We start from the raw sequence: 10,132 nt of genomic DNA, 5'->3' as shown, positions 1-10,132 counted from the left end.
ACACCGTCACCGGGACACGACGGATCCGTCTGCACCGCACCACCACCCGCGTGATCGTGACCGGACCCGACCGCTTCCTGCGCGATCTCACCATCGCCCCCGGGGGCTCCAGCGCTCGGGTGACGCTCGATCATTCGGCGCAGACGGTGGCGGTGGACGGGACCGATGTGACGGCGACGGCGGTCCGCGACGGGTGGTACGAGGTGACGGTGCGCGGCCCGAGGGGGCGCCAGTACTTCACCGGCCGGCTGGAGACCGGCCGGCCGGCCCGCACCAGCCCCCTGCGTCGGCAATCGGCCGGCTGAGGGCTTCGCCGCCGCAGAGCCCGCACGGTTGACGGCCGTCCGGCGCCGGATCTATAGTCCACTAGTCCATCTGGACTATATGAAGTGGAGTATTCGATGTCGGCCGGCGCACCCCGCCTCACACCGCTCGCGGTGATGGTCCTGGCGCTGCTCCGCGAAGACGACATGCACCCGTACGAGATGGTCCGCGTGCTCAGACGGCGACGAGACGAGCGCATCGTCTCGATCACCAACGGCACGCTGTACCACACCGTCGGACGCCTCCACCAGCTGAAACTGGTCGACGAAGTGGGCATAGACCGCGACGGCAACCGCCCGGAGCGGACCACCTACTCGCTCACGCCGGCCGGACGTGACGCCGTGATCGACTGGGTCCGCGCCCAGCTCCCGCAGCACACGCACTCCGAACGGTTCCGCGTCGCGCTGGCCGAAGCGCACAATCTCGACCGCGGCGAGGTCGTCGCACTGCTCAGCCGACGCCGCGACGCCCTGGCCGCCGACCTCCAGGCCCATCGCGAGAACCTCGCCGCCGCGGCGGAGCTCGGGGTGGGCGACCAGTTCCTGATCGAGGTGGACCGCCAGAAACATCTCCTCGCCACCGATCTGACCTGGACCGGCGAGTTGCTCGACCGACTCGCCGATCCCGAATTCACCTGGGGCGTCACCGCTCAGACACCCCCCGACCCGTTGGGCCTCCACTCATGACGACACACACCACCGGTCACGATCTGCCCGCAAACCCCTGGCCCGCACTGTGGGCCCTGGTGATCGGCTTCTTCATGGTCCTGGTCGACACGACGATCGTCGCCGTCGCCAACCCGGCCATCAAGAGCGCTCTGGACCCCGACACCAGCAACCTCGACAACGTGGTGTGGGTGACCAGCGCCTACCTGCTGACCTACGCGGTGCCGCTGCTCATCACCGGGCGGCTCGGCGACCGCTTCGGTCCCCGCACCCTGTACCTGATCGGCATCAGCGTCTTCACGCTCGCCTCACTGGGCTGCGGTCTGTCGACGAGCCTCTGGATGCTCGTCGCCTGGCGCGCCGTCCAGGGCCTCGGCGCCGCCCTGGTGACCCCGCAGACGATGGCGGTGATCACCCGGACCTTCCCCGCGCACCAGCGCGGGGCGGCGATGGGCCTGTGGGGGTCGGTCGCCGGTGTCGCCATGCTGGTGGGACCGCTCGCCGGGGGACTCCTCGTCGACCATGCGGGCTGGGAGTGGATCTTCTTCGTCAACGTGCCGGTCGGCGTCATCGGCTTCCTGGCCGCCTGGCGTCTGGTCCCGCGCCTCGAGACGCACGCCCACCGGTTCGACGCCGTCGGCATCGTGATGAGCACGATCGCGATGTTCCTCATCGTGTTCGGTCTCCAGGAGGGCGAGAAGTACGACTGGGCCGCCTGGGTGTGGACGATGGTGATCGGCGGGTTCGCCGTCATGGCGCTGTTCCTGTGGCAGCAGTCGAAGACCACCAGCGAGCCGCTCGTCCCGCTCGAACTGTTCCGCGACCGGAACTTCACGATCTCCAACATCGGCATCACCGTCGTCGGGTTCGCCGTCACGAGCATGACGCTGCCGCTGATGTTCTTCGTCCAGCTCGCACGCGGACTCACGCCCACCGAGTCGGCGCTGCTGATGATCCCGATGGCGGTGCTGGCCGGCGTCCTGGCACCGTTGGCCGGCAAACTGCTCGACCTGACCGATCCCCGGTACCTGCTGATTCCCGGTCTCGGCCTGTTCAGCGTGTCGCTGTTCTGGTACGTCGGCATGATGAACGCCGACACCCCGATCCCGATGCTGCTGCTGCCGTCGGCACTGATGGGCGTCGCCAACGCCGGCATGTGGGGGCCGTTGGCGACGACCGCGACGCGCAACCTGCCACCGCGGCAGGCCGGCGCGGGAGCCGGCATCTACAACACCACCCGTCAGATCGGTGCGGTGATCGGCTCCGCCGCCATCGCCGCGGCGATGCAGTCGCGGTTGGAGGCGAATGTGCCCGGCGCGAGCACCACCGATGCCGCGGTCGGCGGCGGAACGCTGCCCGACTTCCTGGTGAGTCCGTTCTCCACCGCGATGGGGCAGGCCATGCTGGTCCCGGCGTTGGTGATGCTGGTGGGGGTGATCGCGGTGATCTTCACCGAACGCCCCGAGAGCACCCGTCCCGAGTTCCGCGCGCGCCTGGCCGAGCAGAAGCGGGAGGCCGCCCGAACCCCAGATGCCCGAACCCCAGATGTCGGAACACCGGATGCCGAGACGCCTGATGTCGGGCACCCGGGCTCGGACAGCGCGGTGTGAGCGAACCGATGTCCACCGCTCCCGGACCCGGCCGCGGCGCCGGCCGCTTCGCACCGTCACCGTCGGGTGATCTGCACATCGGAAACCTGCGCACCGCCGTCCTCGCGTGGCTGTTCGCGCGGGCGACGGGCCGGACGTTCGGCCTCCGCATGGAGGATCTCGACCGCGTGCGCGACGGCGCCGCCGACCGTCAACTCGCCGACCTGCGGGCCCTCGGCGTCGACTGGGACGGCGAGGTGATCTGGCAGTCGCATCGACGTGACGAGTACCGAGCCGTCGTGGACCGCCTCGTCGACGCCGGCGCCACCTTCGAGTGCTTCTGCACCCGCCGGGAGATCCTGGAGGCGCCGAGCGCACCGCACGCGCCGCCGGGCGCATACCCCGGGACCTGCCGCGAGCTCAGCGACGCCGAACGCGAGGAACGCCGGGCGACCCGGCCGGCCGCGATCCGGCTGCGGTCGCACGTCGCATCGTTCACCGTCCACGACGCTCGTCACGGAGAGGTGACCGGCGACGTCGACGACTTCGTCCTGATGCGCGGCGACGGGACGCCCGCGTACAACCTCGCCGTGGTCGTCGACGACGCCGCCGCCGGGATCGACCAGGTGGTCCGGGGCGACGATCTGCTGTCGTCCGCCCCCAGGCAGGCCTACCTGGCGACGCTTCTGGGACACCGACCGCCCGAGTACGTCCACGTCCCGATGGTGCTGAACGCCGACGGCGTCCGCTTGGCCAAACGTGACGGCGCCGTCACCCTGGCCGACCTCGCCGACCACGGGGTCGACGAGCGGGCGGCGCTCACGTGGATCGCGGAGTCCCTCGGTCTCGCCGGTTCCGATCGGTCGCCGACCCTCGAGACGATGCTGCACCGATTCGAGCCGGCGGCACTCCCCCGCGACCCCTGGGTCTTCATCCCGCCCCGTCAGCGCGATCCGGCGTAGTACCGCGCCAGGAACTCGTCGCGGTACTCCACGTACCGACCGGCCTCGATGGCCTCGCGCGCCCGGTCGACGAGCGTCACCGTGAACGACAGGTTGTGCAGCGTCGCCAGCGTGGACGCCAACCCCTCCTTCGCCTTGAACAGGTGATGCAGGTACGCCCGGGTGTACTGGGTGGAGTAGTTGTCCATCTCCGCGTCGAGCGGCCCGAAGTCGCTCCGGTACTTGGCGTTGGTGATGTTGTACCGGCCGTCGAAGGAGTAGATGGCGCCGTTGCGCGCGACGCGGGTCGGCGAGACGCAGTCGAAGGTGTCGGCGCCGTTCTCGATCGCGGTGAAGATGTCGTCGGGTTCGCTGATCCCCAGCAGGTGTCGCGGCGCGTCCTGCGGCAGCTCATCGGTGACCCACCCGACGATCGTGCCGAGGTTCGCCTTCTCCAACGCCCCGCCGATGCCGTAGCCGCCGAACCCCTTACCGCCCTCGTCGCGGTCGATCCGACTCAGCTCGACGAGGTCGCGCGTCGCCTTGCGGCGCAGATCCTCGTACTGGGCGCCCTGGACCACACCCCACAGCGACTGCTGCGGACGGTGCGAACGCTCCGCGGACAGGCGGTTGTGCTCGGCCAGGCAGCGGATCGCCCACTGCCTGGTGCGTTCCAGCGACGTCTCCTGGTAGCCGCGGGTGTTCATCAACGTGGTGAGCTCGTCGAAGGCGAAGATGATGTCGGCGCCCAGCCGATGCTGGATGCCCATCGACACCTCCGGGGTGAACCGGTGCCGCGAACCGTCGAGATGCGATTTGAAGGTGACGCCGTCGTCGTCGACGGCGGCGAGTCGCTCCTTGCCCTCGGCGACCAGCGAGTCGTCCTGCCGGCCCGCGACATCCATCGCGATGACCTTCTTGAACCCGACACCCAGCGACATCACCTGGAAGCCGCCGCTGTCGGTGTACGTCGGTCCCGGCCAGTTCATGAACCGCCCCAGACCGCCGGCGGCGGCCACGATCTCCGGCCCGGGCTGCAGGTACAGGTGGTACGCGTTGGCCAGGACGGCCTGCGCCCCCAGCGCCGCCACCGACTCGGGGAGCACGGTCTTGACGGTCGCCTTGGTGCCGACGGGCACGAAGGCCGGAGTGTGGATCGGGCCGTGCGGAGTCGAGATCGTTCCGGTGCGCCCGGCCGTGCCGTCGAGCCGCGTGCGGACGGTGAAATCGCTGGTTGTCACGGCGATCATTCTCCCAGGACTGCGCGCGAGGGCCCAAATTCGTTAGCGTTGACGGCATGACTCGCACCTTCAGACTCGTCGCCGCGTCCCTGCTCGGACTCGCCCTGGCACTGACCACAGTCGCGTGCGGATCCGAGAACGAGGCCACCTCGGCTGAATCGTCACCGTCGTCGTTCGCCAAGGCTCCCGGCTCCGCCGAGAGCAGCGTGCCCGTCGTCGGCGGCCCCAAGCCGCAGAGCCGCGCATCGTCGACGGCGCCCACCTCGGAGAGCACCACCGACGCCGGACAGAAGACCTGCGGGGCCACCGGAGGCCCCGACGGGGCGCTGCAGATCCACGTCGTATCCGGCGATCTCGACTGCGACACCGCGCGCACCATCGCCAAGGAGTACGGTCCGCTGATCGCGACCGGCGAACCGCAGTCGGTGTCCGGCTGGGAGTGCGGGCCGTCCGAGGAGAGCGGCGAGATGTCGCGGTGCACGCGCGGCGGCCAGGCGTTCGCCCTCATGATCTGACGCCCGCGCACCGCCCCGAACGTCAGGCCAGCGCGTCGGCGACCCGTTCCAGGGCCGCCACCCGGCTGCCCTTGACGAGGACGGCATCGCCCTCGCCCAGCGGACCGAGAGCGTCGACGGCGGCGTCGATGCCGCTGACATGGGTCACGTCATCGCCGTACGCCGGCTCGTCGACGGCGATCACGGTGATTCCGAGGTCGGTCGCGAGCCGCGCCACCTCCCGGTGCGCCGCGGGGCCGTCGTCGCCCAACTCCGCCATCGTGCCGAGGACGGCGAACCGCCGCGCGGCCGTCAGGCGTGCCAGCGCCGACAGTCCCGCGGCCATCGACGTCGGGTTGGCGTTGTAGGCGTCGTTGACGATCGTCACGCCCGCATCGGTGGTCGACAGTTCCATCCGGAGTCCGGAGAGATCCGCGGCCAGCAGGCCCGCGGCGATCTGCTCCACCGGGACGCCGACGCCGCCGCCGGCGGCCGCGGCGGCCAGTGCGTTGCCGACCTGGTGTTCCCCGCGCGCCCCGAGCCGCACCGGCACCGAGCCCCACGGGCTGTGCAGCGTGAAGCTCGCGCGCAACTGGTCGTCGAGGACCACGTCGGTGGCCCGCACCTCGGCCGTCGGGTCCAGACCGTAGGTCAACACGCGTGCCGACGTGCGATCGCGCATCGCGATGACCAGCGGATGGTCGGCGTTGAGGACCGCCAGGCCGTCCGACGGCAGTGACTCCACCAGCTCGCCCTTCGCGCGAGCAACCCCGTCGAGCGACCCGAACATCTCCAGATGCACCGCCTCCACCCGGGTGAGGACCCCCACCGTCGGCGACGCGATGGAGCACAGCTCGGCGATGTGCCCGACGCCGCGCGCCCCCATCTCGAGGATCACGGCCTCCGTGTCGTCGGGCGCCCCCAGCAGCGTCAGCGGCAGCCCCAGCTCATTGTTGAACGACTTCTGGCTGGACGCGGTGCGGAATCGGGTCGCGAACACGCCCGCCAGCAGATCCTTCGTCGACGTCTTCCCGACGGACCCGGTGACCCCGACGACACTGCCCGGCAGCGTCGCGCGCACGGCACGGCCCAGATCGGCGAGGGCGGCGGCGGTGTCGGGGACGCGGACGGCCGTCGCCGCGATCGTCGGATCGGGTTCACGATCCGTGAGATACACCGTGGAACCGGCGTCGACGGCCGCGGCGATGAAGTCGTGGCCGTCGCGGGCCGCGACGATGGGCACGAACAGTTGTCCGGCGTGCGCGGTCCGCGAGTCGATGCTCGCGGAGTCGACCGTCACATCCGGTCCGTGGAGGGTGCCGCCCGTGGCGGCTGCGATCTGACTGGCGAGGAGGTGCACGACCACTCACGCTACAAGCAACCACGTATCGTGACACCCATGAGCACCCCCCTCATCCGGCTCGTCGTCCTCTACGGCGGTGTCTCCGCAGAACACGATGTCTCCCGTATCAGTGCCGCTCACGTGCTCGCGGCCGCCGACCGTTCCACCTACCGGATCGTGCCGGTGGGAATCGACAAGTCCGGTGGGTGGTTCCGCAACGACGACGCGGCCGCGGTCGTGGCCGCCGGCGGCGAGCTGCCGAACAGCCTGGACATCGCGGGCCCGGCCGTCGACCCCCTCGCGGTGCTGCGCGGCGACGCAGGCGAGTTGACCGTCGTGTTCCCGCTGCTGCACGGTCCGCACGGCGAGGACGGGACCGTGCAGGGCATGCTCGAGCTCCTCGGGATGCCGTACGTGGGCTGCGGTGTCCTCTCGTCGGCTCTGTGCATGGACAAGGCGATGGCCAAGGAGGTCGCCGCGCGGGTCGGGATTCCCCAGTGCCGGTGGCTCGTCTTCCGAGACGGCATCGACGACGCCCGGCAGATCCTCGCCGATGTGGACGACCGGCTGGGATTCCCGGTGTTCGTCAAACCGGCCAACATGGGGTCGTCGGTGGGTGTCAACCGGGCCGCCGACCGCGAGGAGCTCGACTCGGCCGTCAACGAGGCGCTCCGCTACGACGATGTGGTGGTGATCGAGGAATCCGTCGACGGCCGCGAGATCGAGGTGGCCGTGCTCGGCACCACCGCCCCGGACGCCTCCCTGCCGGGTGAGGTGAAACCCGGCAGCGACTTCTACGACTACGAGGACAAGTACGTCACCGGGTCCGCCGAGCTGATGATCCCGGCGCCGCTGCCCGACGACGCCATCGCCGAGGTTCGGGAGCTGGCGGCCGACGCCTTCGCCGCACTGCGCTGCGCGGGGCTGGCGCGCGTGGACTTCTTCTACGAGCCCGCCGGCCGCGGCTGGCTGCTCAACGAGGTCAACACGATGCCGGGATTCACTCCCGCATCGATGTATCCGAAGATGTGGGAGGCGTCGGGCATCGCGTACCCCGACCTCATCGACCGGCTGGTCACACTGGCCCTCGAGGTGCATCGGCGACGCAGCACGTTCTCCACCGACCACTGATTCGGGCCGCCGCTGCCGGCGGCACGGGCCGGAGGGTTCGCCTCAGGCGTCGATCTGGAACTCGTCGACCAACGTCGAGAGCGCCTTCCGGTTCGCCGGATCGTCCGGTGACGCCGACTGGACGGTCAGCACGGCCGCCGTCGACCCGGCGTCGTCCTTCGGGACGAGGAAGACCGTCGCGGTGGTCTCGATGCGCATCCCCTTGTTTCCCGGCGCCTTGTCTGCGTTCAGGGCGTAGGTGATCGTTCCGGTCGGATACCCGCACACCTCGGGGCCGACTTCGGACCGCACATCCGAGATGCCGGTCTCCGCCGCCTCGAGTCCCTGCACCTGACGTTTCATCTCCAGGGTCACGTCCTGCGTCGGCGCGTCCTCGACGGTCACGGCCGCCTGTTGGCCGCCCTCGGCGCCGGTCCCGCCGCTGTGGGCCACGAGCCGGAGCGCACCGTCGGATCCCGACGTCATCTCCTCCCACCCCTTCGGGATCGCGAGGCCGAACGTCGGCTCACCGTCCTTGTGTCCGACCTCGAGCACCTCGCCCGACGGTTTCGCACAGGCATTCGCGGCGGCGTCGTCCGATCCGCATCCCGCGAGCAGCAGCGCCGTCGCCGGCAGCGTCAATGCGGCGGCCGCCGTCTGTCGTCCGAATCTCATCTGTCCCCCTCATGTGGCCGCGCCCCACGTCGGGACGCCTCGCTGTGGCCTCGACCGACCCGGCGAGTCCACGGACCACTCTAATGGGCGGGGGTGTCTCGGTCCGCCGGCGGTCGACAGTCCGTTACCGAAGCGGGCGGCTACCGGTCGACGTCGAGCACCTCACCCGTGGTCGCGTCGACGTCGACTTCCACCTCGTCGCCGCTGGTCTCGATCTCCACCTGGATGATCGTGCGGCCGTGGTCGTTCTCGATCTTCCACTCGCTGACGCGGCCGGGCACCTCCCCGAGTGCTGCGGCGACCGCGCGGCTCGGTTCGATGATGCCGTCGAGGTCGACGATCCGTTCATCGGATTCGTCGTCGCTCTTCGACGAGATCACCTTCCCCGACGAGGCGTCGATCCGCGCCTCGAACTCGGTGCCGCGAGCGAAGAGTTCGATCTTGTACTGCCACGTGCCGCGCTCGTTCTTCAGTTTGATCGAGACCGGCTTCCCGTCGAACTCGTCGGTCGCCGTCGCCAGCGCGTCACGCCAGTGCACCGGCACGGCCGCCTGGTCCGGGTTCGGTGTCGCGGACGATGCCGCACCGTGATCGACGCCGACGCTCGGCGTCTCCGAGGACGACTGTCCGCCGGGTGAGACCGAGGTTCCGGCGTCGTCACCCGAGCAAGCGGCGAGCGGGAGGGCGGCCGCCGCGAGAGCGGCGATCCCTGCTGCGATGCGATCACGTCTGGTCACCATGTCGGCCACCCTAGGGCGGCCGACCCCGTCGCGTACAGCCCTCGACGGCATCCCCGTCGAGGTCCGCTAGGCTCGGGGCTCAAACGGGGACGATTCGCAAGGGGGCGGCGATGACGGGGTCGAACGATCCGAAGGCGAACGACGACGCGGCTGCGGCCGACCGCGGGCCTGCCCGCTATCTGTTTCCGTGGTTCCTGATCCTCCTTGCCGCGGGAGCCGCCCTCACCCTGCCGTCGCCCACCAGCGGACTGGGCGTCGTCGTCGCGCTCGGAGCGGGCGCCGTCGTCGCCGCGATCCAGTCGACGGCACGCGACCGGGGATGAACCGGCAGGGATGAGCGTGCGGACGCCCATCATCCGTTCAATCACACTCTTCAGTCACGTCTCGTCCGTCACATCTCTTCAAGGACACCTTTTCGGCACCGATCATTCAGTACCGGCAATTCAATGCCGACAATTCAGTGCCGACAATTCAGTGCCGACAATTCAGTGCCGATAATTCAGTGCCACTCATTCGGCTTCGACCATATGGCGGCATTTCATATGGATGACGAATTACCTCGGGTTTGTCAACTGTGCCGGACTCGCCCTATTCGTCGACATTGACCGTCGAATATGACACGAATTTCACGGCCGGGGCACGAATCATGGAGACGGTAAATTGGCTCTTCGGATCTGAGAGTGCGTAGGCGGTGTGCGTCGGCAGCGGAAGTGACCACAACATGTAGACGGGTCCTGCGGTGCGAAGATGGAAGTTCTCACACAGCCACACCGCACACACAGGACCCATGCACAAGCCTACTTCCGCCGTCGTCGACACGATCTGCCGAACCACCGAACTCGGCGTCACGATCACCGACGCCGCCATCGACGCCCAGGACCGCACCCACATCTGGTGCACCGTCCTCGATCCCGATCCACACTGCCCGACCTGCGGAATCGCCGGACGCCTGCGCGACCACACCGAACGCGTAGTCACCGACATCCCCGCGGCTGGCCACCCGGTCCTGCT

General features: G+C 69.4%; 10 protein-coding genes and 2 pseudogenes. 8 read left to right on the top strand and 4 right to left on the bottom strand.

Going from position 1 to position 10,132, the window contains the following annotated elements; translation table 11 throughout:
• The 4 genes and pseudogenes from G528_RS17860 to gluQRS all read left to right on the top strand — a co-directional run.
• A pseudogene (locus G528_RS17860) lies at positions 1-305 on the top strand (phospholipase C, phosphocholine-specific); the annotation flags it as partial.
• Positions 306-401: 96 nt separating this feature from the next.
• Complete coding sequence (locus tag G528_RS0115335) at positions 402-1,010, top strand: PadR family transcriptional regulator (RefSeq protein WP_026919723.1); 609 nt, start codon at positions 402-404, stop codon at positions 1,008-1,010.
• Positions 1,007-2,599 carry an MFS transporter gene (locus G528_RS17855; protein WP_084638268.1) on the top strand — a complete coding sequence of 531 codons (1,593 nt, stop codon included), beginning with the start codon at positions 1,007-1,009 and terminating at the stop codon, positions 2,597-2,599. The genes G528_RS0115335 and G528_RS17855 overlap by 4 nt, the downstream gene beginning before the upstream one ends.
• Positions 2,600-2,607: 8 nt before the next feature.
• Entirely contained in the window at positions 2,608-3,540 is a 933-nt protein-coding gene (gene gluQRS / locus G528_RS0115325) for a tRNA glutamyl-Q(34) synthetase GluQRS (protein WP_026919722.1), read from the top strand.
• On the opposite strand, the gene tgt is transcribed toward gluQRS, so the two are convergent.
• Entirely contained in the window at positions 3,522-4,769 is a 1,248-nt protein-coding gene (gene tgt, locus G528_RS0115320) for a tRNA guanosine(34) transglycosylase Tgt (RefSeq protein WP_026919721.1), read from the bottom strand. The genes gluQRS and tgt overlap by 19 nt on opposite strands.
• A 47-nt stretch (positions 4,770-4,816) precedes the next feature.
• Here tgt and G528_RS0115315 point away from each other — a divergent pair, with 47 nt between their 5' ends.
• Entirely contained in the window at positions 4,817-5,275 is a 459-nt protein-coding gene (locus tag G528_RS0115315; protein ID WP_026919720.1) for a superantigen-like protein SSL4, read from the top strand.
• 22 nt (positions 5,276-5,297) lie between these two features.
• Here G528_RS0115315 and G528_RS0115310 read toward each other — a convergent pair whose 3' ends face one another.
• Positions 5,298-6,614 carry a UDP-N-acetylmuramoyl-tripeptide--D-alanyl-D-alanine ligase gene (locus G528_RS0115310; protein WP_026919719.1) on the bottom strand — a complete coding sequence of 439 codons (1,317 nt, stop codon included), beginning with the start codon at positions 6,612-6,614 and terminating at the stop codon, positions 5,298-5,300.
• A 39-nt stretch (positions 6,615-6,653) separates the two neighbouring features.
• On the opposite strand from G528_RS0115310, the gene G528_RS0115305 reads away from it, so the two are divergent.
• Complete coding sequence (locus tag G528_RS0115305) at positions 6,654-7,727, top strand: D-alanine--D-alanine ligase family protein (protein WP_026919718.1); 1,074 nt, start codon at positions 6,654-6,656, stop codon at positions 7,725-7,727.
• A gap of 42 nt (positions 7,728-7,769) precedes the next feature.
• Here G528_RS0115305 and G528_RS0115300 read toward each other — a convergent pair whose 3' ends face one another.
• Together G528_RS0115300 and G528_RS0115295 are read right to left on the bottom strand one after the other, a co-directional pair.
• Entirely contained in the window at positions 7,770-8,381 is a 612-nt protein-coding gene (locus G528_RS0115300; protein WP_026919717.1) for a hypothetical protein, read from the bottom strand.
• 140 nt (positions 8,382-8,521) lie between these two features.
• Complete coding sequence (locus tag G528_RS0115295; RefSeq protein ID WP_169515300.1) at positions 8,522-9,121, bottom strand: PepSY domain-containing protein; 600 nt, start codon at positions 9,119-9,121, stop codon at positions 8,522-8,524.
• 110 nt (positions 9,122-9,231) lie between these two features.
• Between G528_RS0115295 and G528_RS0115290 the strand changes: the two genes are divergently transcribed.
• Together G528_RS0115290 and G528_RS17850 are read left to right on the top strand one after the other, a co-directional pair.
• Positions 9,232-9,444 carry a hypothetical protein gene (locus tag G528_RS0115290; RefSeq protein WP_026919715.1) on the top strand — a complete coding sequence of 71 codons (213 nt, stop codon included), beginning with the start codon at positions 9,232-9,234 and terminating at the stop codon, positions 9,442-9,444.
• A gap of 464 nt (positions 9,445-9,908) precedes the next feature.
• A pseudogene (locus G528_RS17850) lies at positions 9,909-10,132 on the top strand (ISL3 family transposase); the annotation flags it as partial.

It is taken from the genome of Gordonia shandongensis DSM 45094 (genome assembly GCF_000423025.1).
Lineage (GTDB): Bacteria > Actinomycetota > Actinomycetes > Mycobacteriales > Mycobacteriaceae > Gordonia > Gordonia shandongensis.
This window is presented reverse-complemented; position numbering and strand designations above follow the sequence as displayed.

What these genes read in the sequence shown, in the direction of transcription:
- G528_RS0115300 (WP_026919717.1), bottom strand. Translation starts at nt 8,381, where the DNA reads ATGAGATTCGGACGACAGACGGCGGCCGCCGCATTGACGCTGCCGGCG.
- G528_RS0115335 (WP_026919723.1), top strand. Translation starts at nt 402, where the DNA reads ATGTCGGCCGGCGCACCCCGCCTCACACCGCTCGCGGTGATGGTCCTG.
- G528_RS0115315 (WP_026919720.1), top strand. Translation starts at nt 4,817, where the DNA reads ATGACTCGCACCTTCAGACTCGTCGCCGCGTCCCTGCTCGGACTCGCC.
- gluQRS (WP_026919722.1), top strand. Translation starts at nt 2,608, where the DNA reads ATGTCCACCGCTCCCGGACCCGGCCGCGGCGCCGGCCGCTTCGCACCG.
- G528_RS0115305 (WP_026919718.1), top strand. Translation starts at nt 6,654, where the DNA reads ATGAGCACCCCCCTCATCCGGCTCGTCGTCCTCTACGGCGGTGTCTCC.
- G528_RS0115295 (WP_169515300.1), bottom strand. Translation starts at nt 9,121, where the DNA reads ATGGTGACCAGACGTGATCGCATCGCAGCAGGGATCGCCGCTCTCGCG.
- tgt (WP_026919721.1), bottom strand. Translation starts at nt 4,769, where the DNA reads ATGATCGCCGTGACAACCAGCGATTTCACCGTCCGCACGCGGCTCGAC.
- G528_RS0115290 (WP_026919715.1), top strand. Translation starts at nt 9,232, where the DNA reads ATGACGGGGTCGAACGATCCGAAGGCGAACGACGACGCGGCTGCGGCC.
- G528_RS17855 (WP_084638268.1), top strand. Translation starts at nt 1,007, where the DNA reads ATGACGACACACACCACCGGTCACGATCTGCCCGCAAACCCCTGGCCC.